This is a genomic window from uncultured Eudoraea sp. (assembly GCF_947490415.1).
Taxonomy (GTDB): domain Bacteria; phylum Bacteroidota; class Bacteroidia; order Flavobacteriales; family Flavobacteriaceae; genus Eudoraea.
On record NZ_CANLGX010000001.1, the window covers coordinates 547,376 to 571,047 of the forward strand.

Annotated in this window: 24 protein-coding genes; 11 read left to right on the forward strand and 13 right to left on the reverse strand. The window is 36.9% G+C overall.

From position 1 onward, the window contains the following. The first annotated feature begins 24 nt into the window (after positions 1 to 24). Positions 25 to 615, forward strand: coding sequence for a riboflavin synthase (locus Q0874_RS02400; RefSeq protein WP_299158911.1), 591 nt, complete (start codon positions 25 to 27; stop codon positions 613 to 615). 52 nt (positions 616 to 667) lie between these two features. On the opposite strand, the gene Q0874_RS02405 is transcribed toward Q0874_RS02400, so the two are convergent. Both Q0874_RS02405 and Q0874_RS02410 read right to left on the reverse strand, forming a co-directional pair. After that, positions 668 to 1,756, reverse strand: a complete 1,089-nt coding sequence (locus Q0874_RS02405) for an acyltransferase family protein (protein WP_299158913.1) — start codon at positions 1,754 to 1,756, stop codon at positions 668 to 670. A 4-nt stretch (positions 1,757 to 1,760) separates the two neighbouring features. Further along, positions 1,761 to 3,572: a sodium:solute symporter family protein gene (locus Q0874_RS02410; RefSeq protein WP_299158916.1), complete on the reverse strand. Its 1,812-nt coding sequence runs from the start codon at positions 3,570 to 3,572 to the stop codon at positions 1,761 to 1,763. A 92-nt stretch (positions 3,573 to 3,664) separates the two neighbouring features. Between Q0874_RS02410 and Q0874_RS02415 the strand changes: the two genes are divergently transcribed. After that, a complete protein-coding gene (locus Q0874_RS02415) occupies positions 3,665 to 4,402 on the forward strand; it encodes a sulfite exporter TauE/SafE family protein (protein WP_299158918.1) in 738 nt (245 codons plus the stop codon). Here the strand turns inward: Q0874_RS02415 and Q0874_RS02420 are convergent. Further along, entirely contained in the window at positions 4,386 to 5,237 is an 852-nt protein-coding gene (locus Q0874_RS02420) for an endonuclease/exonuclease/phosphatase family protein (RefSeq protein WP_299158920.1), read from the reverse strand. The genes Q0874_RS02415 and Q0874_RS02420 overlap by 17 nt on opposite strands. Positions 5,238 to 5,584: 347 nt before the next feature. Between Q0874_RS02420 and Q0874_RS02425 the strand changes: the two genes are divergently transcribed. Next, positions 5,585 to 5,917 carry a TerB family tellurite resistance protein gene (locus tag Q0874_RS02425; protein ID WP_299158922.1) on the forward strand — a complete coding sequence of 111 codons (333 nt, stop codon included), beginning with the start codon at positions 5,585 to 5,587 and terminating at the stop codon, positions 5,915 to 5,917. Positions 5,918 to 6,052: 135 nt separating this feature from the next. On the opposite strand, the gene Q0874_RS02430 is transcribed toward Q0874_RS02425, so the two are convergent. Next, complete coding sequence (locus Q0874_RS02430; RefSeq protein WP_299158925.1) at positions 6,053 to 6,556, reverse strand: hypothetical protein; 504 nt, start codon at positions 6,554 to 6,556, stop codon at positions 6,053 to 6,055. A 297-nt stretch (positions 6,557 to 6,853) separates the two neighbouring features. Between Q0874_RS02430 and Q0874_RS02435 the strand changes: the two genes are divergently transcribed. After that, on the forward strand, positions 6,854 to 7,555 hold the full coding sequence (locus Q0874_RS02435) for a DUF6090 family protein (protein WP_299158928.1): 702 nt from the start codon (positions 6,854 to 6,856) through the stop codon (positions 7,553 to 7,555). Between the two features lie 79 nt (positions 7,556 to 7,634). Here the strand turns inward: Q0874_RS02435 and Q0874_RS02440 are convergent, their stop codons facing one another. Then, a complete protein-coding gene (locus tag Q0874_RS02440) occupies positions 7,635 to 8,948 on the reverse strand; it encodes a DUF418 domain-containing protein (protein ID WP_299158930.1) in 1,314 nt (437 codons plus the stop codon). Positions 8,949 to 9,091: 143 nt separating this feature from the next. After that, positions 9,092 to 10,153, reverse strand: a complete 1,062-nt coding sequence (locus Q0874_RS02445) for a hypothetical protein (protein ID WP_299158932.1) — start codon at positions 10,151 to 10,153, stop codon at positions 9,092 to 9,094. A 191-nt stretch (positions 10,154 to 10,344) separates the two neighbouring features. Between Q0874_RS02445 and Q0874_RS02450 the strand changes: the two genes are divergently transcribed. Continuing rightward, a complete protein-coding gene (locus Q0874_RS02450; RefSeq protein WP_299158935.1) occupies positions 10,345 to 10,857 on the forward strand; it encodes a hypothetical protein in 513 nt (170 codons plus the stop codon). An 82-nt stretch (positions 10,858 to 10,939) separates the two neighbouring features. After that, positions 10,940 to 12,274, forward strand: a complete 1,335-nt coding sequence (locus tag Q0874_RS02455) for a Na+/H+ antiporter NhaC family protein (RefSeq protein WP_299158937.1) — start codon at positions 10,940 to 10,942, stop codon at positions 12,272 to 12,274. Between the two features lie 31 nt (positions 12,275 to 12,305). Here the strand turns inward: Q0874_RS02455 and Q0874_RS02460 are convergent, their stop codons facing one another. From Q0874_RS02460 to Q0874_RS02490, 7 genes are all read right to left on the reverse strand, one after another. Next, a complete protein-coding gene (locus tag Q0874_RS02460) occupies positions 12,306 to 14,462 on the reverse strand; it encodes a peptidase domain-containing ABC transporter (protein ID WP_299158940.1) in 2,157 nt (718 codons plus the stop codon). A gap of 129 nt (positions 14,463 to 14,591) precedes the next feature. Then, complete coding sequence (locus Q0874_RS02465; protein WP_299158941.1) at positions 14,592 to 14,741, reverse strand: bacteriocin; 150 nt, start codon at positions 14,739 to 14,741, stop codon at positions 14,592 to 14,594. Between the two features lie 125 nt (positions 14,742 to 14,866). Beyond that, complete coding sequence (locus tag Q0874_RS02470) at positions 14,867 to 15,601, reverse strand: CPBP family glutamic-type intramembrane protease (RefSeq protein ID WP_299158942.1); 735 nt, start codon at positions 15,599 to 15,601, stop codon at positions 14,867 to 14,869. A gap of 182 nt (positions 15,602 to 15,783) precedes the next feature. Next, positions 15,784 to 15,942 (reverse strand): hypothetical protein, encoded by a 159-nt coding sequence (locus Q0874_RS02475; protein WP_299158944.1) that lies wholly within the window; start codon positions 15,940 to 15,942, stop codon positions 15,784 to 15,786. A gap of 42 nt (positions 15,943 to 15,984) precedes the next feature. Continuing rightward, entirely contained in the window at positions 15,985 to 16,143 is a 159-nt protein-coding gene (locus Q0874_RS02480) for a hypothetical protein (RefSeq protein ID WP_299158946.1), read from the reverse strand. Positions 16,144 to 16,164: 21 nt separating this feature from the next. Further along, positions 16,165 to 16,317 carry a hypothetical protein gene (locus tag Q0874_RS02485; protein ID WP_299158947.1) on the reverse strand — a complete coding sequence of 51 codons (153 nt, stop codon included), beginning with the start codon at positions 16,315 to 16,317 and terminating at the stop codon, positions 16,165 to 16,167. 118 nt (positions 16,318 to 16,435) lie between these two features. Continuing rightward, complete coding sequence (locus Q0874_RS02490; protein WP_299158950.1) at positions 16,436 to 17,596, reverse strand: HlyD family efflux transporter periplasmic adaptor subunit; 1,161 nt, start codon at positions 17,594 to 17,596, stop codon at positions 16,436 to 16,438. 349 nt (positions 17,597 to 17,945) lie between these two features. Here Q0874_RS02490 and Q0874_RS02495 point away from each other — a divergent pair, with 349 nt between their 5' ends. The 5 genes from Q0874_RS02495 (at position 17,946) to Q0874_RS02515 (ending at position 23,522) form a co-directional block, all read left to right on the forward strand. Next, the gene (locus Q0874_RS02495) at positions 17,946 to 19,616 is read left to right on the forward strand and encodes a mechanosensitive ion channel family protein (RefSeq protein ID WP_299158953.1); all 1,671 of its coding nucleotides are present in this window, start codon (positions 17,946 to 17,948) and stop codon (positions 19,614 to 19,616) included. 183 nt (positions 19,617 to 19,799) lie between these two features. Further along, positions 19,800 to 20,756 (forward strand): hypothetical protein, encoded by a 957-nt coding sequence (locus Q0874_RS02500; protein WP_299158956.1) that lies wholly within the window; start codon positions 19,800 to 19,802, stop codon positions 20,754 to 20,756. 522 nt (positions 20,757 to 21,278) lie between these two features. Then, on the forward strand, positions 21,279 to 21,803 hold the full coding sequence (locus Q0874_RS02505) for an ester cyclase (RefSeq protein ID WP_299158959.1): 525 nt from the start codon (positions 21,279 to 21,281) through the stop codon (positions 21,801 to 21,803). 196 nt (positions 21,804 to 21,999) lie between these two features. Continuing rightward, on the forward strand, positions 22,000 to 22,371 hold the full coding sequence (locus Q0874_RS02510; RefSeq protein ID WP_299158961.1) for a VOC family protein: 372 nt from the start codon (positions 22,000 to 22,002) through the stop codon (positions 22,369 to 22,371). A gap of 101 nt (positions 22,372 to 22,472) precedes the next feature. Continuing rightward, on the forward strand, positions 22,473 to 23,522 hold the full coding sequence (locus tag Q0874_RS02515; protein ID WP_299158964.1) for a proline iminopeptidase-family hydrolase: 1,050 nt from the start codon (positions 22,473 to 22,475) through the stop codon (positions 23,520 to 23,522). The last annotated feature ends 150 nt before the right edge of the window (positions 23,523 to 23,672 follow it).

The window sequence follows — 23,672 nt, forward strand, 5'->3', positions numbered from 1 at the left end:
AAAACTACTTATTTTAAATGATACATGTTTACAGGAATAATTGAAACTTTAGGTAAAATACACAGATTGAGAAAAGAAGGGAGCAATCTTCACATAACGGTTAGTTCCCTTATTACCGACGAATTAAAAATAGACCAAAGTATTTCACACAATGGGGTATGCCTGACAGTGGTCCAAAAAGAAGGAGCTTATTACACAGTTACAGCTATTGATGAAACCCTGCAAAAGACAAACCTTTCAGAACTAAATGAAGGTCAGGTAGTTAACCTTGAAAGAGCTATGGTCATGGGGTCAAGACTAGACGGACACCTGGTTCAAGGCCATGTAGACCAAACGGCTGTTTGTAGAAAAATAACAAGAAATGATGGTAGTTGGATGTTTACTTTTGAGTACGATCCAAAGCTTAATAATATTACCATAGAAAAGGGGTCCATTACAGTAGATGGGGTTAGCTTAACAGTCGTTAATTCTGAAAAGAATGCCTTTAGCGTCGCAATTATACCATATACTTATGAGCATACGCGATTTAAAGAATATGAAATTGGTAGTTTGGTGAACCTGGAGTTTGATGTAATTGGCAAGTACGTAGCCCGGTATCTGGAATTACAATCCTGATTATTAAATGTTTTTAATATCTCCTATGCAAATTGGAGCTTTTCCGGCAACTTTAAACCTTAATAAAAATTTTACGCCTGTACATTACATATGCTAAGAGCATATAAAATGAAACTACCGTTAATCCATATAGGAGTGAGGATAACTCTACCTGCATAAAATCGTGAAGGTATATGTTCTGAAACAACCACTGATGAAGTGTTGTTTGCTCGTCAATTTTTATCGAATAAAATATTTTGGTTATAAAGCTTGATAAAAAATAAACCGTAATTGCGTTAGAGCCAGCGTACCGGAAAATGCTTCCAAATTTAAAGCCCTTAACATCGGTCAAATAGTAAATTAAGGCCAGAAATATATTCGCCCACCCAGCTGTAACTAGCACAAAACTACTACTCCATAGAGCCTTGTTAATAGGAAATAGAAGATCCCAAAGATGTCCTGCTACTACAAGAGCTGCTCCCAGAAGAACTAGTACTATTTCTTTTTTTGCCCGTTTAGACAAAAGTATCAACCCGGTAAATATGCCCATCAAAGAACTGGCTATAGAAGGAAGTGTGCTCAATAACCCTTCGGGATCATAATCTTCTTGGTACATATGGGTGCCAATTACATTGAGATCTATATAGTTAGCCCAGTTATTAGGTGCCCTGTCAAAAGTAGGCTCCATCCCATTAATTGGAATAAATCCCATCCATATCCAATACCCAAGTACTATTGTTATGCAAATTCCAAGAAGTACCTTCCAGTTAAAATTTATAAATAAAATTGCTGCAAAAAAGAATACTATCCCTATACGTTGCAAAACACCCGGAAACCGAATACTTTCAAAATCCTTAAAAAAAGGAAAGTGGATTGTAAATGCCCCCAGAAAAAGTCCTAACCCAATTAGTTTTAAAGCTCTTACCGTAATTTTCCTGTAGGTAGCCGAAGTTGCGGTTTTATTATTATACGCAAATGCTATGGAAGTTCCCACTATAAAAAGAAAGAATGGAAAAACCAGATCTGTAGGGGTATAACCATGCCACTTGGCATGCAAAAAAGGTGCATAAACATGAGACCAGGTTCCAGGTGTGTTTACCAAAATCATAAGGACTATGGTAAGGCCTCGAAAAATATCAACGGAAGTAATTCGTTCTTTCACAATGCTATAAAATATTTTCTTTCATCCGGTTCCACACCCGCGCCAATAAAATTCCAGAAACAATTGCTACTACGGTTAATATGGAGGCCAGTTTAATTTCCCCGTAAATCCAATACCCTGTGGCAAACATACAGGTATAAATAAGTACACAACCCAAAACCATTGCCGAAATTCCTTGCGGGACGCTCCATTTTTCATTGGGATCAGAAATTACGACCCCATCGGAGTTTGCATCCTTAATAACTTTCTCCCAGCCGGGGCCCCCCGGCTGTATTTTTTTATAGAAATCTCTTAGCACTGCTTTTGATTCCGGCTGAGTCATAAAAGTAGCCGCCAGCCAAATGATAGTAGTTGCCAAAACAACAAAAATATACTCAGACCAGTCCGGGAAAACGCCGGTATCTGCTGCAAATAAAAATGGGCCCACTGCGGTAAGTTTAAGAACAATAGATATTATTCCGGAAGCAAACATTGCAGTAATTTCACTCCAGGCATTAATGCGCCACCAAAACCACCTTAGAATAAATATTAATCCCGTGCCCGCACCAAAAACTAATAGCACTTCAAATAATTGAAGTGCATTTTGCAGCAGCAAAGCAAGAAGGGCACTAAGTATCATTAGGCCTACTGTTGACAATCGCCCTACTGCAACCAATCTTTTTTCTGAAGCCTTTGGATTGATCTGTTGTTTGTAAAAATCATAGACTATATAAGAAGATCCCCAGTTTAACTGAGTGGAAATCGTACTCATGTAGGCAGCAATTAAAGAAGCTAAAACCAATCCCAGAAGCCCGCTGGGTAATTTTGTAAGCATGGCAGAATACGCCAAATCATGTCCTAATTTATCATCAGCCACGTTTGGGAAAGCCTCATGAATACTCGCAATATCCGGATAAATCACCAATGAAGCCAAAGCTACAAGAATCCACGGCCATGGCCTTAAAGCGTAGTGCATAATATTAAAGAAAAAGGTAGCACCTATAGCATGGTTTTCATTCTTGGCAGCCAGCATTCTTTGCGCAATATAACCTCCGCCACCAGGTTCTGCTCCGGGGTACCATGAACTCCACCATTGTACTGCGAGGGGTATAATAAAGAGTGTAATTAAAGCCTGCTTATTGCTAAAATCCGGTAAAATAGAGAGTTTGTCTTTTACATTTTCGTTAGCCATAATTGCCTCAATCCCTCCTACTTCGGGTAAATTTACCAAATAATATGCCGCGCCAATTGCCCCTCCCATTGCTACAAAAAACAATAAGAAATCTGTATAAACAACACCCTTAAATCCACCTAAAGCGCTAAAAGTTACAGTAATTAATCCGGCGCTTATTACAGTCTGCCAGGGTTCCAGCCCAAGCATTATTCCTCCAATTTTAATGGCTGCCAGTGTTACCGCGGACATCGTGATTACATTAAAAATAACCCCGAGGTAAACAGCGCGAAACTTTCTTAAAAACCTTGCCGGCGAACCGCCATAACGTAATTCATAAAATTCGAGATCCGTATTTACATTAGATTTTCTCCATAGTTTGGCATAAACAAATACTGTTAGCAGACCGGTAATAAGAAAGGCCCACCAGACCCAATTTCCTGAAACCCCATTCGTCCTTACAATATCGGTCACCAGGTTTGGAGTATCTGTAGAAAAGGTGGTTGCTACCATAGAAAGGCCTAATAACCACCAGGGCATAGTCCTTCCTGATAAGAAAAATTCTGAGGTATTCTTCCCTGATTTTTTGGAAACAAGGATCCCGATAAGAAGAACAATTGAGAAAAATACAATTATAAACGAATAGTCTAAAGTGCTTAGTTCCATAGTTTGGTTTTGGTGGTGGTATAAAGATATTATTTTTTAGGATACATTTGCTTTTTGTTCTTTAAACCTAATAACCTCTTTAAACTCCACTTTTGGAAATCACAACCACCTCCTGGATATTGGCGTTTTTTGCTTCGGTAATCCTGGGGATTTCTAAAGCAGGACTTAAAGGTATCGCCATTATTATTGTTACCCTTATGGCGCTCGCCTTTGGAGCCAGAGAATCTACGGGTCTCATTGTACCTTTACTTTTGGTTGGTGATGTTTTTGCCGTAATTTATTACAACAGGCACGCACAATGGAAGTATATTTTACGCTTTCTACCCTGGATGATATCAGGTTTATTGATAGGGGTCCTGATTGGAAAAAACCTTCCCGAAAAGGCATTTAAAATTGGAATGTCGGGCATTATTCTGGCAAGTGTATTACTTATGTACTGGTGGGATTTACGAAAATCCAAATCTGTCCCCTCACATTGGGCTTTTGGTGGTTTTATGGGTGTAATGGCAGGTATTACCACTATGATTGGAAATTTGGCCGGGGCTTTTTCAAATATTTATTTTTTGGCTATGCGACTTCCTAAAAATGTGTTTATAGGTACTGCGGCATGGCTGTTTCTGATCGTAAACGCCATAAAACTCCCTTTTCACATTTTTGTCTGGAAAACTATTAGCTGGGAAACATTGGTGATAGATTTAAAACTAATCCCCGGAATCCTATTAGGGCTGTTTATTGGCGTACGGTTGGTTAAAATTATTCGTGAAAGTTTTTACAGGAAATTGATCCTGATTTTAACCGCCATTGGGGCAATCCTCATTCTGTTTCGGTAATAGCTAATTTTGCCAGAACAGGGAAATGATCTGAAGGATATCTCAAGTCTTTCGAATCGCTCAAAATGGCATATTTAAGAAGCTGAAAACCTGTTTTGGACAGGAAAATATAGTCGATTCTTCGTGTTATAGGTTCTGAAAAATTAAACCCATTAAATGTTCCTTCAGGCCCAAAAGCCTTATCCCCGGCAAGCAGATGGGTATCCTGCATAGCACTGGAGAGCAATAAGATACTCGGGTGATCCGGTTCCAGGTTAAGATCCCCTGTCAGTATTACCGGGAAATTCTCCGTGTTTAATTTTTGTATTCTTTCAATGATCTGGAATACACTTTCTTTTCTTGCTTCTTCTCCTATATGATCGAAATGCGTATTGAATACCCAGAAGTTTTGGCCTCCCCCTTTGGTTTTAAATAACCCGTAGGTACAAACCCGTTTTATGGCCGCATCCCATCCTTTTGATGGTATTTCAGGTGTTTCGGAAAGCCAGAAAGTGTTTTCTTCCAGTAATTCCAATTTCTCCGGATTGTAAAAAATTGCCGAAAACTCCCCATTTTTAAGTCCGTCCTCTCTACCTTTTCCAATATAGGTGTATCCGGGCATCCCATTCTTAATTTCCTCCAACTGATGCAGTAAGCCTTCCTGGATTCCAAAAACCTCAGGTTCATGAAAGTTGAGTTGACCAATTAAAAAATCCTTTCTATTATCCCAACGATTCAGGCTATCAGAAGCCACGTCCAGGCGAATATTATATGAGAGCACGGTAATATCCTGTGCATTCAAATTTAGCGCTGTCAGCAAAAATAACATCGGCACAAAAAGCTTTATTTGTTTCATAATTCAAATCGTTTGTTTTTAAACCGTACCTAACAATTCGGCATCTGTAATAAGCGTCTCAGCCCGCATATATGATCCATTTATCTTATCCTCAAGAGTATTCTGCTCGTTACAGTTTCGCAAAAGGGATATATAGCCCAGGCCAGTGTTTCAGGCCAAATGATTGCAAACTTATTTAACGTGCTTTACTATACGAGCTTTTATCAGATAAGTTACAAAACCTTTTTTAATTGTACTTCCTATCGGAAAGCAGTTAAAAAGGATACAAGAATGACTTTTTTTAATTACCTTGTATATCATAATCTATTAACGGAGAATCATCATATCAATTCTTATAAAAAGAAATAATGAAATTTAATTTAGCTGAAAAATTAGCCATAGTAAAAGCCATTGATGAGGTTATTCTGGTAGACGGAAAGGTTCAACAAAGTGAAATTGACTTCCTTACCCAATTAATGGATATTCTAAAATTTGACCGTGTTCTTATTGAAGAAGCCAGGAAGATTACGGCTAAGGAATGTATACAAGTCCTTAAGGCAATGCCTGAAAATAAAAAACACGCATTAGGAGTAATGTTGAGTGAGATGGCCAACGCCGATGGAGAGTTCAATGAGGATGAATACCGCTTAATTTTTAATCTTTTACTGGAAGCCGGTATTGATATTGAATCTGCACTTTAAATACCAGACTACTCAACGTTATTAACAAAACGAAACAAAAAATTTAAAATCCGACTTTTCGTAAAAAGTCGGATTTTCTATTAGGAAATATTCTCCTGCACATAAAGTAAAGTGGCTGGAAAATGAGATGTATTCCTAAAATTCTTTAGACAGATCTGCGGTATCATACCATTCTGCCTGATGGGTAATTTTGCCTTCTTCATTAAAAAAGTAGACAGCGTACCATTTTAGTCTTCCGTTTTTTCCGGTTTCTGCAAAATTAAACTTCCATAGCCCGTAAACTCTGACATCTCCATTAGGTTTTTGATTTTCATCCAGGCCGGCAAAAAACTGAGCATCGGTTAATTTTTTGTTGTCAAACGTCTTCATAAATCCTTTCATGGCCTCTTCCCAGACAGCTTTCGGCAGAGAGTCTCTACCCACACTGGGCGGTGACCAGATAAAATCTTCAGTAACATAAGATCCAAAGTTAAGGGAGTCATTGTTAGAAAATGCCTCCAAAAAAGCTTTAGTAGTTTCAACGTTCTTATGGAATTTTTCCATATTCGGATCTGGCATCGGTGCTTCAGGTTCTTTTACTTTTTCCTGACAACTACCCAGAAGTACAATAGCAGTAATTAAAAGAATAATTTTTTTCATGTTTTTATAAAGTGAATTAATGGTTAATAAATATACCTTAATACAAGGATATGTTGCCAGAATATAACTTTTAAGGGTATGATCCTAACAATGGAGGATGAAGTCAAGCTTTTTTTGTCCGAGCATGCTAATTTTTTTATCAAGAGAAAATTCATCGCCTTTAACATTAATTCATATCAGAATATTTGTGTTACTCATTATGATTTTACGGCTTAACAAAACTTTGGTTCCCCAAAATACTTTAGTAAATTCACAATGTTTGGCACTCAACTGATTAGATTAAAATTTAAAAGAAAAATGAAATTATTTAAAGGAATCAGGCAGCAATTCATTCAAGAAAGCAACGTAAAGAAATACCTGCTTTATGCCATTGGTGAAATTTTGCTTGTGATGATAGGAATTACCCTGGCATTTCAGTTAGATAATTGGAATGAAAACAGGGAGAAAAAAATTTCCGAAATAAGAACCTATGAAAATATCAGAGACCAAATTATTGGAGATAAAGAACTAATTCAGAATCAAATAGATTATAACAATAACTACATGGACCAATTTGAATATGCCAGAAAGATTATTATGGCTAACGATCGTACCCAAATGGATACCCTAGGGGTTATAGTTGGAAATCTTACAAATTATTCAGATTTTGACAGAGAAGGCAATATATATGAAACTTTGGTAAACAGCGGAGAAATACAATTATTGCGCAATCAAAGGATCGTCGATCGGATCCGGGTGTTGGAACAGCGCTATAATTATATTAACAGAATGGAGAGTATCCATTATGATGTAATGTTAGACCACGCTGCTCGAAGTATAACCTCTGTTATTAATTTTGCTTCTGCTGAAGTTATTAAACCCGAACTTATTTTTACCCATGAATTTCAAAACCTTATCTTTTTACTGGTACAGATTATGCAAGAAAAAGACAACACTTACCTTTCTGCAATAAATGAAATTGATGGAATACTTGCATTAATTGATGAGGAGCTTAAATAGAACTAAATGCCTAAAACAAAAAATTGAAGGGAAGTCTGATAAACTTCCCCTCTGCTTAGTTCGATAATGGAACTAAAAATTATTTTGAAATTTGTCTTTTAAAAGGTTGTATTTGTTTGTAGGTAAGTGACCTCCACATCCATTCTAAAGGCCCAAACCTATAGTATTTTAGCCATATTGGGCTAACTATCAACTGAAAGATCCAAATTGAAACCACCACATAATACAGCTCATAACGTTGTAATTTTCCAAACATGGAGAAGCCCACTCCTGTGAAAATTATTGCACAAATCACAGAGTGCATAATGTAGTTAGTAAGCGCCATGCGACCTACAGCAGCCAGTGAGTTTTTTAAAAAAACAATGATGTTTAATTTACAAAAAATCATGACCAGCCCAATGTGCCCAAAGGAAACCGCTATACGTCCTATGGCATATGTGCGTCCTGCCTTATGGAATGAGGGAACAGAGAAATTATCGTTCAAAATAAGCATGGTCTCATAGTAATTTACAGAAAGGCCAATTCCATAACCAACAACCATCATAATCAGGTAGGATTTATAGCTCAGCTCAGCAGTGATTACTCTTAGTTTGTACAAAGCAATGCCCAATAGCATCATGGCCAATATGTCCCAGGGATTATAATCGTAATTAAAAGTGCTTTGCATAAACCTGTTTACGGGGGCAAGAAACAAGACAATATCAAAATAACCCTTATGCATACTCTCTGTATCTTCCAGTACTTTCTCTTCAGGAGTTTTCATCTCGGTCACCAACGCTTCCCAGGCTTCTTTGCCTTCCTTTATGTCCTCAGGAATATCTGATTCATTCTCATAGGACTGTGCCATGGTATACTGTTCTAGATGTTTCATGTCTTTAGAATAACCATAACTTGCCAAAGCAACCCCAATAAGTGTAAGGATAGCTGCAGCCATAATCAATTTTTTAGGAGAAGTATTTCTAAATGGAAATAAAAACAGACCATAGAGGCCATAGGCAAATAAGATATCCCCAGTCCATAAAATTATATACCCGTGGATAACTCCAAAAATGAGCAACCATATGGTTCTTCGATAGTAAATATCTGCTACTTCAATACCGCCACCTTTATTAATCATTCTTGAGGTCATAAGTACCATCCCTACCCCAAAGAGCATAGAAAACATAGCCCTCATGGTGCCTTCAAAAAACATGTTGTTCATAACCCAGGCATAAAGGTTGTACCCTTCTGATCCTCCTTGTATAGTTGGATCCACATAAGCCCAAAAGACCAGGCCAAAACCCGTAATGTTCATTAATAATATTCCCAGAAGAGCAACGCCTCTTAGGACATCAAGAGATCTAATTCGTTCAGCACCGGTAACGGGGCCAAGTTGGTTGGTTGTTTCATTCATCTCAATTGGTTGGTTTAGTAAGCAAAAAAGACATCCCTAAAATCAAATTTAGAATGCCCTGTTTGTGATTATGGTTGTTAAGATAAACTTTATTCCCCAATCACCTTTAATTTAGAAAGAAGTTTTTACAGAGATGAAATTCCTTATTTAAGCCTGGTGCGGTTAACTATATTTCTTTCGAATTTTTTGTCATCTTCCAGGATTTCATAAAAATCCTCGATAAATTCTTTTGCTGTTCGAAATTGACCAGGATCTCGGAAATATATTTCCAAACTTTCTATAGTGGCAAAGAATTGTTCTTTATGATCCAGGTAAGTTTGGCGTACCTTTTGGAATAATGCTTCATCACGATTATACCCCTTGTAGGCACGCTGGGTAACTTCATCTATTTGAGTGGGTATATTCTGGATATTGGATACAGTAGCATAATGGGTGTTCACAAGTCCGGACATATCAAAATCATAAGGAATTGCAATTATTTTATCCTCTATAAACATAAGCCGTTGATTGTGTTGAATCCTAGCAGAATAGTCTGTATTTCCAATTAAATATTCGAAAAACGCATTTTCTACTGCAAAAGTAGGATCGTGCTGGAGTGGATGGATAACCCTTTTGATCTGCTTTCCATGTACACGTTCTGCTACATTATCAATATCTTCTATTAGGAACCCTTGTATTTGATGCTTTTTTATCCGTTGTCCTTTCTCTTCAAGGAATTCAAGCTCCAACAATCTGGTTTTGAAATGATAGGGCGAAATATCTTCATATAACTTGTACGCTAAATACTCTTTTATAACATAGTCATTGCCATTTCTCCCCTCCAAACAGGGCAGCACAACCTTAAGTTTTTTGTTTCCTTGAAAGATCGTTCCTTTTGTAGCAGATTTTTTTAGTTTAATTCGCAATGGAACGTAATAACAGTTGTCTCGTCTAAAATTACCCCGGGCTCTAAGCTTTATATTCATTGAATCCCATGCAGCTCCTTTATCATTGTACCATAACGTTGACATTATATAGGTGCTGTCATTAGTTTTCTCTCTTAAGTTTTTTGCAGAGAATCTTAATTTTACAGATAGCGCTTCCTGATTTTTAAAAAGCGCTGTAGTTTCTTTAAAACCCTCCTCCAGAATCGCTTGCTGGGAAAACATAACCTGGCCCAGGAACATATAATATGCAAGAATAAGAAGTACAGTCTGGCTTTTCATATTCAAAATTTCGGCCTTATTAAATATAATCATTTAAATTTCAATAGTATTTGGTTTTGCAGTTCCTTGGCTAGTTGTTTAAAATTCTAAATAGAAAATAACCGTATTCCCTCAATATTTTATCAGCAACTTCCATTACAAAAATTATAATTGTTAACTTTCTGGCTTAAATCAACCTAAAAATCAACATTATGAGAATTCTATTTTTTTATCTGTGCTTTGCTATCTTTTTAATAGGATGCAAAACTGAAGTTGACAATTCTGCCAACGAGGCTTTTGAAGCTAATTCAAAAACGGTATTGACTAATCTAGAGGGGTTTCAAAATGAAAATTTGGACTACTCAATGTATGCAAAAGAATTTTCCATGCTCGAAACTACCTTTGGAGCCGAAAAAGAATCCATCACCCTGGATGAAATGATAGCTAATGACATGCAAATGTGGGAAACTTTTGATTTTAAAATGCTAACAGATCCACCCATTTTATTACCTGGTGTTAATCAGGATACTAAAATGCCAGACGGTTCAGTTAGGCATTACAGTGCATGGGAAGTGACTCTTCCTGCAACAGATTCGACCGAAGCCAAAACCGGCGTTATTAATTTATATGAGTCTTTCGATTTTGACGCCGAGGGTAAAATCTTAACGCAACAGGTTTACGGAGATTTCACCGGATTGATGATGTACCTAAGCAGCAATAATTAATTTTATCTTGTTTTAAAAACTGAACAAGCCTTCATAAGACAATGAAGGCTTGTTTTTTTTAATCCTGAAACCTTCCAACTAAATGAAAAAGTTTCCGAATGCCCTTGTTATCATGATTGGGTTTATTTTGTTTTCTGCCGTATTAACCTATATTGTTCCTCAGGGTGAATACGAAAGAATCATTAATCCAGATACTAGTCAGACAAAGGTTATTCCCGGGTCTTATGAGCAAATAGAAGCTCCGTCAGTTTCTGTTTTTGATATCTTATTATCCATTCCTGAAGGGTTTATTGACAGAGCAGATTTAATTGCACTCATTTTATTAATTGGAGCCAGTTTTTTTGTTATTGAAAAAACCGGTGCCTTAAAAGATGGTATTGAATATCTGACCATGCTTTTAAACGGCAGGGAAGAAGTGGCTTTAATTGTAGTATCGCTGGCTTTTCTTGCCGGTGGAGCATTGAGCGGGCTTCAGGAAGAAATTATTGCCATGACCCCGGTGCTTTTATATCTGTCATCACGTATGGGCTACAATTCCTTTGTTGCAGTGGCTATAAGCTACGGCTCGGCTATTTTAGGCGCAGCGTTTAGCCCTATTAACCCTTTTGCGGTAGTTATTGCCCAAAAAGAGACGAATCTGGAATTTTTATCGGGCAGTGGTTTTCGTTTGGTGGTGATGGCGGTTGCGTTTTGTGTTTGGATGTTTATGGTAATCCGATATGCCAATAAAAATAAGGTGGTAAAAGAAGACGAACACCTATTTGTAAAAAAGAACCTCAACCTCAGAAGCGCCCTCATCCTGGGAATGGTGGCACTGGCCTTTGTGATATTAATTGTAGGCATCCTAAAGTACAATTGGGGTTTTAATGAAATGTCAGCCGAATTTTTTGTGATAGGCATACTGGTGGGTTTAATAGGAAAACTGGGCTTAAACGGAACGAGTGAAGCCTATATTGAAGGTTTTAAGGCTATGATCTTTGCCTCGATGATTGTGGGGCTATCCAGCAGTATTTCCATTATCCTTGAGCGGGGAATGATCATAGATACACTGATTTACGGACTGTTTACCCCTATGCAGTATTTGCCTACCAGCCTGTCTGCTATTTCCATGATGCTTTCGCAGTCATTGCTCCATTTGGTTGTTCCAAGTTATTCCGGACAAGCCGTTTTAACCATGCCTATTCTGGCGCCTTTATCAGACTTAATAGGGCTTTCAAGACAGGTTTGTGTGTTGGCCTATCAGTATGGCGCGGTGATGACAGATCTGATCATACCCACCAACGGAGGGCTTATGGCCGTTCTTGCAATTGCCGGTATCTCTTTTGATAAATGGTTTAAATTTGCTATTAAATTCGTCCTGGTAATTTTTGGCATCAGTGCAATTGCCCTGGTAGTTGCTATAGCTACTAATTTGTAAATCGAAATCATCGTTGTAACCAGCTAATAAATTATACGGCTACCGGCATTTGCTGTTTCCAAAGCCTGTAATAATATCCCTGCGAATGAAATAGAAAATTATGTGAGCCTTCCTCCAATACCTTGCCTTTATTCAATACTACTATTTTATCTGCCTGCAGTACCGTGCTGAGTCTATGTGCAATCAGAATTATAGTTTTGTCGGCTTCTCTGAGGCTTGCGACAGCTCTTTGGACATAGTTTTCTGAGCTGCTATCCAGGGAGGACGTCGCTTCATCGAGCACTAAAATTTCCGGTTCTTTGTATAGTGCCCTCGCAATAGCTATCCGTTGTTTTTGTCCGCCAGAGAGGGTAGCGCCATTCTCACCCAGATAGGTATTAAATCCGTCAGGTAGGTTTTCTATAAAATCCAGAATACCAATCCTCTTACAGATATGAGTAATCCTTTCCATTGCCGGGGCAAATTCACCGACAGCAATATTGTCTATCACATTACCCGCAAACAAATCAATTTTCTGGGGAACTACAGAAACAAGTTCCCTGAGGCTTGTATTATCGGTATATTTCAGATCAATTTCCCCTATGGAAATGGTTCCTTTTTGAATGGGATATAGGTTTTGCAACAAAGCTATAAGCGTAGATTTACCAGAGCCACTTTCTCCCACTATGGCCGTAATCTTACCCTTGGGAATAACCAAATTTAATTTTTTGAAGACCTCAACCCTCGTTCCATATCTGAAGGCTACATTTTTAAAAAGTATGTCCCCAAGATTTTCTTTTTTAATATGAATCTTATTTTTGGTATCCTCCCTTTCCAGATCCATAATCTCAAATAACCGGTCGGCTGCTATCAGCGCATTTTGTATTTCCCTGTTGGCCCCGATAAGGCTGGCCACAGGTCCGGTAAAATAGCCTACAATAGCATAAAAAGACATCAGTTCTCCCAGAGTAATATCTCGATTTAGGACAAAGTAGGAACCGCTCCATAAAAGTATGATGGTAAATAATTTTGATATTGAACTACTACTTACTGAAGAGAAAACCGAATTTAATGCAGAATTATACCCGGTTTTCAGTAAACTAATAAACTTGGTTTCGGTCTTGATATTGGCAAAGCTTTCCAGCCCAAATCGTTTTATGGTTCCAACGGCATTCAGGGATTCTACCAACTGACTTTCCAATTCTGCAGATTTTTCCATGATCTTTCGTTCTGTTTTTCTGTTCAGCCTGTTCACCGTAAAATATACTATGGCATACACAGGAATAACTGTAAACATGATTAGGGCCAGTTTCCAGTAGAACGAAAACATGAGGGCAAAAGAAAAAATAATAATAAGCACATTTACGGTAAGATTCAATGAAACCCCATTAATAAAGGCCCTGATTTTTACCGCATCATTGATACGGGATATGATCTCACCGACCCGCATTGTGTCAAAGAACTGCTGGGGTAGTTTAAAAAGATGTTTGTAATAACCCAGGATAAGACGCACATCAATCTGCTGACCCGATTTTATCAAAAAAACATCCTTAAATATCTCAATTAGGATCTGAAGTACAAGTAATACCATCATGATGACCCCTAATAAATTCAATAGCCTGGTGTTCCCGCCAACAAAAACAAAATCAGTTAACTTTTGAATATAAATAGACGTAGAAAATCCCAAAAGTGTATACACAACAGCTCCGGCAAATGCCTGTAAGAGAATCCATTTATGAGGTTTTAAGAGGAACCAGAAACGTCTGTAAACGGAGACTGTTTCATTGCCTTTTACAAAATTCTTTTCAGGTTGTATGAGCAACAAAACGCCTGTCCACTCTTTTCGAAATTCATCATGGGTCTTTTTTTGGAGCTTCCCATAGGAAGGATCCATGATGGTTATATACTTTTTAGTAACCTCATAGATTACCACATAATGATGCAATACTTCTTTTACTATAACATGTGCTATGGACGGCTTAGGTATTTTAAAAAGGCTCTCAAAATCTCCCCGCACCCCTTTGGCTTCAAATCCCAGTTTTTGGGCAGCTTCTAAAAGGCCTAGTATATTAGTGCCTTTTTTATCGGTGCCTGCATATTGCCTGATCCTGGCAATTGGGATCTGTAATTGGTAATGGGCCGCTATAGATACAAGGCAGGCCGCACCGCAATCTGTAATATCGTGTTGTTTGATAGTTATTCTGGCCATACCTGGAAATCGTTATGGAACAAGGTAGTGTGACCGGCTGCAGAAGGGTTGCAAATTGCATTTTAATTAAACCAAAAAAACGCCTCATTAAATGAGGCGTTTTCTAATTATTACTCTTCTAAAATTTTATTATAAAAAATAGTGCCTAAACTGATAATAGGCTACAATACTTAAAGTATCCATTAATTTTACACCTAAATCGTGTCCATTGTTATAATCTTTTTTAGTTCCTCCATTAATTTTTTGAAGATCCTTTGTGTTTAATTCTATAGTTGTCATTTTTTCTATTTGTTATAAATTAAGTAAGCATTAATAAATAAACCCTTCAGTGCGCATTGAGATGATTCATTTACGCTAATATCATAGCATTCCCCGCATAAACTTCGCACTTAACTATCAAATTATTAAAGGACTGATAAAACAGGCAAGATATTATTAATGCTATGAAACAGGCAAGAATAAATAAAGCCGTATTTAATTCTAATATAACCGTTTATCGTACCACCCAGTAACTGAGGAAAAGTTAGTAATGGGAAAAGCAGGAATTTATTAAAAGTTAATTCTGAAAGATCTAAATGAAGTAATGCAAAAACAATTATAGTCGTATAATAAATCCATCTAAAATTTGCATTCCAAAATTTTAAAAAATAGATGAAATATTTATTAGCATAAAAATAGGTGATCAACGCAAATAGAGCTGATATTAGAATTCTTTCCAGTACATACTTATCAATATCTAAATGGCTAATCCCAAAACCCAATTTAGAAGTAAGGACATATGTCAAAAGGAAAACGGATATTGTAATATATAATGGTTTAAAAACAAGTGACAATCTAAATATTGCTTCCTCCAGGAAAGGTCCGAATAGTAAGGCATATAGCATAAAATTTAGAGGTGATAGTTTATTTCTTATATCTACTACCGGAGGCTCGCCTAATTCTGCCCACGTAATTACTACAATAATCCATAGTAACAGAAAAAATAACTTGATCAAATAAAATATAAAGACAGATTTAAGGTTCTTTTTGACATCATAAGATCTGCTCAATTTGCTATCAGGATTCTTTAAGAAATTGACTATTGCTTTAATCTTTTGAACAATTACTTCTTTACCGGAGTTTTTATTTTGATTCTTCATAGAGTAAGGAGAATTTAATTATTTGACCTTTGAATTCACACCTTAGCTTTCATATTGAGATCTATACTTGAATTGACCCATTGGCATTGATCCTAAAAAACTTTTATAATGGGCAAGAAGACTGGAACGACAAAAAAGTCACCCCAAATATGAAGAGTGACTTTTTACTTCCTTTAAACGTATTAACCATTAATAAGACCAAAAGCCCATGAAACTACATCACCAAAGGTCTGAACACCATGTCGAATATGATCCCCAACGGCATGACCAAAACCATAGTCGCTTTTAGTGCCACCATTGATTCCTCTTAATTCGCGTAACTTTAAATATTCTATTTCCATATTTATTCCATTTTAAAAGTTATAATACTAAAATCTATTCATCTAATGTTGATCAACCCCATTAATCCCATCCCAAAATCCATGGGCAAAATCAAGACCTCTTCCGGCCATATCTCCCGCCATAAAAGCCAATATTTCATACCAGGCAGGTTTATAACCGCCTGCTATATTTTTCAATTCATTTTTATCTAAATTCCTCATTTTCTTTATGATTTTATTAAATTAAAACAATTCCGTTCCATTTTTAAATCCACTCCACCATGCGTTGGCAGTCTTGCCCACCGCTATGGAAACATTTATTATAAACCTTGGCGGCGGACCAATTAGCACTCCCCCTTCTGTGTTTCTCAATTCGTATAAAGTCAATTCTTCCATTTTTTTTAATTTTTAATTACACATTTAGTTATAAACCCTCCATTGCGCACCTGGATGATCTGATCTATGCTAAGATCATGACATACACCGCATAACGCCTGCATTCAGATTTAAAATTTTAGTGAGCGATAGAATTATTGGCCGGATTTAACCAATCGTCCATTTTATCGTACAGCAGTTCAAACAGGCTTCGCCTGCTCAACTTAAAATTCGCGTTCAGGGTCATCCCTTTTTTAAGGTTTCCCTTAAATCCGTTTTTTAGGAGAAGGTATTTCTGGTCCAGGCTGCAGCGCACCTTAAAAACAGATTGCTCTTCTAAAAATTCAATGTCTCTGCCTATCTCCATTACATGCCCCGTAGCCAGACCCCATTCATTGTAATTATAGGCATCTATCTGAAAGTTTGTGTGATCCTCTTCTTTGATGAGTCCAATGTCTGACGGACTCACATAACACTCCACCAGTAAAGAGGTGCTGGGAGATATTTGAGCCAGCACAGTTCCGGCGTTTACAAAATTACCGGCCTCCTGCTGCTGTACATTTAACAAGGTGCCACTGGCCGGGGCGGTGATGATGTACTGGCTTTTTTGTTCCACCAGTTGGTTATCATTAGCCTGCAACTCTTTCAGGGTATTGTTATACAGGGTTAAATCTGCCTGCCATGAATTTTGTTGCTGTTTCCTGTGCTGCACTATTTCAGATACAGCCAGGTCAAATTCAAATTTGTAATTATCATATTCTGCCCTTGCAATTACCCCTTTTTCATATAAAAGTTTGTACCGCTCAAAATCTCGTTTTATCTTTTGCAACCGAATCTTAAGTTCACTTAGTTTTTGATGGTATTGCAGGTAACTCTTTTGATATTTAGGTGAAGAGAGTTCTGTAAACCGGACAGTTTTTTGATTTAAAAGCAGCGTTAGGTCATTAATATAGGAAAGAGCTTCCTGGCTTTGAAAGGCAGAAAGGGTGAGTTTCTGGTCTATCCCCCGATTCTCCAGCACCAAAAGAGTGTCTCCCTTTGTTACCTTTTTATTATTGGCAAGGTCGCTATAAAGCACCTGGCCAGAGGTTATAAGGCTAAGCCCAAGGCGTTCCTTATTGGGTTTAATAATTCCCCTGGCGGTGGCAACCACATCTACTTTTAGAAAAGGAAGGGTCATAAAAAACCCCAACAGCAGTAAAAGCAGGAGCAGATATATGACCTTACTTTTTGTGCTGTGCTTAAACCGGTGTACCTCTGTGGTATTTTCCAGGATCTCTTTGGGAAAAACCTGCTTCATTTTTTTGTGCCGTTAAATTTAGTTCCTGAATAAGAAGCTGTTTGTAGCACAAAATAACCGTGTCCCCTGCAGCCTGCCTGCAAAGGGAATAAATGGACAAGAGGAGATAATGATTTGTTAATTTTTAGCAGCACATAGGTGTCCTTTAAACAAAAACATTTGACCCAACAATTAATTCATGGCCTGGACCATTGGTAATTATTAGTGGCAGCCTTGAATCTTATACTTTAAATTATTGGAATGAAAGTCCAACTAAATACCAGATAAACAGGATCATTAGCACCAAGTATTTATTTTTTCCTTATTTTCAATTCTAAGTTTCAATAACTTAACATGCCAATCTTTATTTATGTTGTTTAGAAAAATATTCCTGCTTCTTTTAGTATCAAACATTTGTTTAGGCGCACAGGACACTTTAAGCCTTCAAAAACCTGTTCAGATTCTTAAGAAAGCCCCGGTGGTTTTAAATAATGACACCCTGTTTTACTTTAAAAATGGCACAGAAACCTACCCCGTTGAAGTTAGGGCAAATGAGGCTTCATTAAGGTTAAAAAGGCTTACGGCAGCATATAACCCTTTGCTTGATAGCTTGTGGCTTAGGCAAAATAATGAATTGGTTGAAATAATGTTTAACAATGATTTGGCCCTAGTTACCACTTTACAAGATGCTGTAAGTGATAAAACTACCACGCTTCTTCTGGCTAAGGCCAGGCTAGAGCTTATAAATAAAGGTTTAAAGGGCACCGAAGACTTAACTACAAAAGAATGGGCAATTCGTATTGGGTATTTTGTGCTGTTACTGGTTGTCTTAATTCTATATATTAAACTTATTAATTGGGTTTTTAGGAAGATAAATTTAAGATTGTCTAAAATTGAGCAAAAATTTTTAAGAAAAAAGACCAATATTTTAAAATATTTTATACCCAAAGACACGGCCAATATTTTCGTGTTTATTTCAAATATCCTGCGTATTGCAGTGATTGCAATTACCCTTATTATTTATGCACCATTTATGTTTAGCTTTTTCCCCTGGGCAGAAAATGTAGTAAACCTGTTTTATGGCTATATCGCAAAACCTGTTAAATATGTCTTTTTTGGTTTTGTAGAATTTATTCCATCCTTATTTTTCATTTTGATTATTGCCTTTTTCGCAAGATATTTTGTCAGAATTATCAGCGAAATTGCCAATGATGTTGAAATAGAAAGGTTTAAAATTAAAAATTTCCATAAAGATTGGGCTAAGCCAACTGGGAAGATCCTCGCAATACTAATCTATGCCTTAGCCCTCATATTAATTTTTCCTTATTTACCAGGCTCGGGATCCGCTGCCTTTCAAGGCATCTCAATATTTATTGGGGCCCTTATTTCCTTTGGTTCCACATCGGCCATTGCCAATATTATCGCGGGAATTGTTATCACCTATATGCGCCCTTTTCAAATTGGTGATCGAATAAAAGTTGATCAGATTGTAGGGGATGTCATTGAAAAAACAATTTTAGTGACCCGTATCAGAACCACTAAAAAAGAGGAAGTAACTATTCCAAACGCGAAGATCTTATCCGGGACAATTGTTAATTACTCAAATGAAGACGATAAGGCAATAATACTGTATACTTCTGTAACCCTGGGCTATGATGTGCCATGGGAGACAGCGGAGGAATTATTGTTAGAGGCCGCCTTAAATACCCAGTTTATTATAAAGGAACCTAAGCCTTTTGTATTACAAACCAGTTTGGACGATTACTATGTATCTTATGAACTAAATGCCTACACCTCAGAACCTAAAAAAATGCCTTTTATTTATTCTGAAATGCATAAAAATATTTTAAATGCTTTTAACCAGGCCGGCGTTGAAATACTTTCACCAAGTTACGTTTCTGCGCGAGATGGAAGTTTAACTACAGTGGCAGGTAAGTTAACCGCCGAAGACAAATCCCCTCTAAATAAAATTGTGGATCATTTAACGGGTCAAAACCAAAATATTACCATAACCAAAGAGGGAAACGATAAAAAGGGTTAGATCGCTATAATTCATAGCGGCCTTTTTCTATTACTTCAAAATTCTTACATTTATTACACTTGATTTCGCTGTGGAATAATCCTGATGCCAGCGGTCTAATTCCCCCGCTGCTTCGCAGACGGCTTTATAACCAAGTTATGGCAAGGAACATTGACAATTGGAAACAACCAAACAAACAGTAATATGAAAAAATTACATCATCTGACAAGCGTTAAAATAATAGTTGGACTTATACTGCTATTTTTTATTTTCCAGGCCTGCAAAACCGAAAAGAAAGATGCCATCAAAGAAACGGATAAAGAGGAAGTAGTTGAAATTATTACAAATGCAATGGACTTTCAAAGCATCGATACCATCTCCTCGGGATGGAATACGTTCAAGTATATCAATAAATCTGAGGAAACACATTTTTTTTTATTGGAAAAATATCCGGTAAATAAATCGATAAATGATGGGAGAGTTGAAGTTTTCCCGGTGTTCCAAAATGGTATGGATTTAATTAATGAAGGAAAACCCGAAGAGGCCCTAAAAGAATTTGGCAATCTCCCGGAGTGGTATTCAGAAATTGTATTTTCAGGAGGTTCCGGCCTGGTTTCCCCCGGGGAAACGGGAATCACAACCTTAAACATGAAACCGGGCTATTATGTTATGGAATGTTATGTTAAAATGGAAAATGGAAAATTCCACTCTGTAATGGGCATGTCTAAACCTATTATTGTGACAAATTCTGAAAGTGGCAATTCTGAACCCAGTGAAAATTTCAGCATTTCCATATCAAGTGATCAGGGTATTACTTATGACGCTACAAAATTACCTCTAAAAGGAGTACGATCATTTGAAGTTACTTTTATAGACCAAATTACGCACGAAAATTTTGTTGGGCATGATATAAATTTGGTGAGATATGATGATAATGTTGATCTTAAGGACCTTGAAAGCTGGATGAATTGGGCAGATCCAAAAGGGCTTATAGCCCCTGCTCCACAAGGTATTACATTTTTGGGCGGAGTGAATGATATGCCGGCAGGCAGCACCGCATATTTTCGGGTAAATCTTAAACCAGGAAATTATGCGTTGATATCTGAGGTGCCTAATACCATAAGTAAAAACATGCTTAAAACATTCAAAATAACAGAATAGACCAAATCAAATGACTGAGATATTAACTTTAAGGTGGTTGAATTACTTGATGAATAAAATAAGTTCTGGATAACAAATTCTTGTCTTGAACCTGTGCTGATTTTTATACAAGACAGTTAGTTCACATTCAGTTGAACAAAACTATGTTAACACCAAATAATTGTATAAAAAATAACCAATGTAAATTATGAGTGGATCCGGACATGTTCAGGATATGAATAATCGGATAAAGCAAAACCGAGCACAACGTCCATCCAAACGACCAAAATTCAAAGAAAATAATCGTGAAAACATCTATCAGGTATCAAATAAAAAAATTAATCGACCGAATTTTAAAACCGCCCGGAAAAAGAACTGATTGAAATAATAAAACGTATTAGAGAGCGTGCCGAAAAAGAAAGGAAAAGGGCGTTCCTCATTTACAGGATTTTCTTCTTTACCGGACTGGCAGTGATTGTTGCGCTTTTAATTTGGGTGAATTAAAAATAGTCGAACCATTATAACCAATTTAGACGAATACCTATGAAAACAAAATACCTGTCTTTTATCGCTTTGATTTTATTAAATTTTGGTTGTAAAAACAGTTCTCAAAAATCAGTATCAAATTCAATTCAAATTGATGCAAATACAGAAAATACAATGGAACAAAAAAGCCTGATAGATTTTGGAAATGAATATGCCAGTGCCTGGAGTAGCCAAAAACCTGAAAGGGTTGCTGAATTTTTTGCTTCAGATGCCTCATTAACGGTTAATGATGGCGATCCGGCGGTAGGAACCGAAGCTATTACAAATGTTGCCAAAGGATTTATGGATGCTTTTCCCGATATGATTGTTGCTATGGATAGTTTAATAACCAAATCGAATAAAACAAGATTTTATTGGACGCTAACCGGAACAAATAATGTTCCGGGTGGAACCGGAAACAAAGTAAAAATTAGTGGCTATGAAGAGTGGACAATGAATAAAGAAGGTTTGGTCCAGGAGTCCAAAGGTCATTTTAATGAGGAAGAGTATAACCGACAATTAAATGGAGAAGTACCTGAATAAAAACCGGCTGCAACAATGGCTATAATTCATTGTGCTAGAACTACAAACTAAAAGAATTTCCCTATTTTAGATAGAATAAGCTGTATGATTTTGTGGGTTAGGTGATTACTGCCGGGCCATTAGCAATTATCACGTCTTAGAAAATAATATACTAATCAAATTCAAATAAATACAAGTAACATAAAAAGGGAACAACATGAAATTAGGAGCATTTTCCATCAGTCTTAGTGTTAAGGACATTAATGTGTCCAAAGAATTTTATGAAAATCTCGGTTTTAAGGTTTTCGCAGGCGAGATCGAGAAAAATTATCTGATAATGAAGAATGGAAAATCACTTATCGGACTATTTCAAGGGATGTTTGAAAACAATATTTTGACTTTTAATCCAGGATGGGATACGGAGGCCAATACACTTAAAAATTTTGATGACGTGAGAGAAATTCAAAGGGAATTAAAAGAAAAAGGAATTAAGTTGGAAAGTGAAGCCGATGAAAGCACAACCGGCCCCGGGAGTTTTGTTGTTATTGACCCTGATGGAAATACAATTCTTATCGACCAACATGTATAGCAAATTGATTGAATAATGAACAACTATGTATTGCACATAGCTAAGTACCTTGAACACTTCAAATGTGAAATTCACTAATAACTAACCTTAACCTGAAATCCATGAGAAATTTGAGCTTAATTATTTCCTTATTTCTAATCTTCCAAAGCTGTACCAATAAGCAAGAAGCACAAAAGACAAATGTTCAAACAAGCAGTTATTTAGATTATTCTGGTCGTGATGATAAATTAAGCGGAGGGGTAAAGATGATTCCGATTCAAACCACTGCAGGAGAATTTAAGGTTTGGACAAAAAGGGTTGGTAACAATCCAAAGATGAAAGTATTATTACTTCATGGTGGGCCGGGTTTTACACATGAATATTTAGAAGTTTTTGATTCTTACTTCCCGAATGCTGAAATTGAGTATTACTATTATGATCAGTTGGAATCTTTCTATAGCGACCAGCCTAATGATAGCAGTTTATGGAGTGTAGACAGATATGTGGATGAAGTAGAACAGGTGCGAAAGGCACTTGGTTTAAACTCAGACAATTTTTACCTCTACGGAAGTTCCTGGGGCGGCATCTTGTGCATGGAATACGCACTGAAATATCAACAAAACTTAAAAGGGTTAATTGTTTCTAACATGATGGCTTCTATTCCGGATTATATGACCTATGCCAATGAAGTCATCGGGCCACAACTTCCTGCAGCTATACTAAAAGAAATCAGAGATTTGGAGGAAAAAGGGGATTATAAAAATCCCAGATATTCAGAATTAATCTATGCTAATTTTTATCCTGAACATGTGTTGCGCATGCCTTTGGAAGAATGGCCAAATCCTGTAAATCGGGCATTTGCCCATGTAAATATGGATTTCTATGTTACCATGCAAGGCCCTAGTGAATTTGGGGTTGTAGGGGATGCAAAGTTGAAGAATTGGGATATTAAAGCAGAACTTTCAAAAATTTCGGTTCCTACCTTAACTATTGGTGGCGCCCATGACACGATGGATCCAAAGCACATGGAATGGATGGCTTCAGAAGTTCAGAATGGACAATATTTGCATTGCCCCAATGGGAGTCATTTAGCCATGTATGATGATGCAGAAAACTATTTTAAAGGTTTAATTGAATTTATTGTTAATGTAGACATGGAACAGGCGAAATAATTTGGGAGATAAACCAACCAAAGTAGCACTGGCAAATTTTATAATTTCCCCTAATGCAGATCTCGTATTTTATGTCTTATTAATTGGTCTGGTTGTTATTCTGGTATTATTATTCATTGTTTATCGGTATTTCTCACGCAAACGTAAATT

Excerpts from the sequence above, each read along its gene's own strand:
- Q0874_RS02485 (WP_299158947.1), bottom strand. The coding sequence starts at position 16,317 with ATGGAAGAATTGACTTTATACGAATTGAGAAACACAGAAGGGGGAGTG.
- Q0874_RS02435 (WP_299158928.1), top strand. The coding sequence starts at position 6,854 with ATGAAATTATTTAAAGGAATCAGGCAGCAATTCATTCAAGAAAGCAAC.
- Q0874_RS02410 (WP_299158916.1), bottom strand. The coding sequence starts at position 3,572 with ATGGAACTAAGCACTTTAGACTATTCGTTTATAATTGTATTTTTCTCA.
- Q0874_RS02445 (WP_299158932.1), bottom strand. The coding sequence starts at position 10,153 with ATGAAAAGCCAGACTGTACTTCTTATTCTTGCATATTATATGTTCCTG.
- Q0874_RS02460 (WP_299158940.1), bottom strand. The coding sequence starts at position 14,462 with ATGGCCAGAATAACTATCAAACAACACGATATTACAGATTGCGGTGCG.
- Q0874_RS02420 (WP_299158920.1), bottom strand. The coding sequence starts at position 5,237 with ATGAAACAAATAAAGCTTTTTGTGCCGATGTTATTTTTGCTGACAGCG.
- Q0874_RS02495 (WP_299158953.1), top strand. The coding sequence starts at position 17,946 with ATGTTGTTTAGAAAAATATTCCTGCTTCTTTTAGTATCAAACATTTGT.
- Q0874_RS02400 (WP_299158911.1), top strand. The coding sequence starts at position 25 with ATGTTTACAGGAATAATTGAAACTTTAGGTAAAATACACAGATTGAGA.
- Q0874_RS02515 (WP_299158964.1), top strand. The coding sequence starts at position 22,473 with ATGAGAAATTTGAGCTTAATTATTTCCTTATTTCTAATCTTCCAAAGC.
- Q0874_RS02510 (WP_299158961.1), top strand. The coding sequence starts at position 22,000 with ATGAAATTAGGAGCATTTTCCATCAGTCTTAGTGTTAAGGACATTAAT.
- Q0874_RS02425 (WP_299158922.1), top strand. The coding sequence starts at position 5,585 with ATGAAATTTAATTTAGCTGAAAAATTAGCCATAGTAAAAGCCATTGAT.
- Q0874_RS02490 (WP_299158950.1), bottom strand. The coding sequence starts at position 17,596 with ATGAAGCAGGTTTTTCCCAAAGAGATCCTGGAAAATACCACAGAGGTA.
- Q0874_RS02455 (WP_299158937.1), top strand. The coding sequence starts at position 10,940 with ATGAAAAAGTTTCCGAATGCCCTTGTTATCATGATTGGGTTTATTTTG.
- Q0874_RS02470 (WP_299158942.1), bottom strand. The coding sequence starts at position 15,601 with ATGAAGAATCAAAATAAAAACTCCGGTAAAGAAGTAATTGTTCAAAAG.
- Q0874_RS02505 (WP_299158959.1), top strand. The coding sequence starts at position 21,279 with ATGAAAACAAAATACCTGTCTTTTATCGCTTTGATTTTATTAAATTTT.
- Q0874_RS02450 (WP_299158935.1), top strand. The coding sequence starts at position 10,345 with ATGAGAATTCTATTTTTTTATCTGTGCTTTGCTATCTTTTTAATAGGA.
- Q0874_RS02465 (WP_299158941.1), bottom strand. The coding sequence starts at position 14,741 with ATGACAACTATAGAATTAAACACAAAGGATCTTCAAAAAATTAATGGA.
- Q0874_RS02440 (WP_299158930.1), bottom strand. The coding sequence starts at position 8,948 with ATGAATGAAACAACCAACCAACTTGGCCCCGTTACCGGTGCTGAACGA.
- Q0874_RS02480 (WP_299158946.1), bottom strand. The coding sequence starts at position 16,143 with ATGAGGAATTTAGATAAAAATGAATTGAAAAATATAGCAGGCGGTTAT.
- Q0874_RS02430 (WP_299158925.1), bottom strand. The coding sequence starts at position 6,556 with ATGAAAAAAATTATTCTTTTAATTACTGCTATTGTACTTCTGGGTAGT.
- Q0874_RS02500 (WP_299158956.1), top strand. The coding sequence starts at position 19,800 with ATGAAAAAATTACATCATCTGACAAGCGTTAAAATAATAGTTGGACTT.
- Q0874_RS02475 (WP_299158944.1), bottom strand. The coding sequence starts at position 15,942 with ATGGAAATAGAATATTTAAAGTTACGCGAATTAAGAGGAATCAATGGT.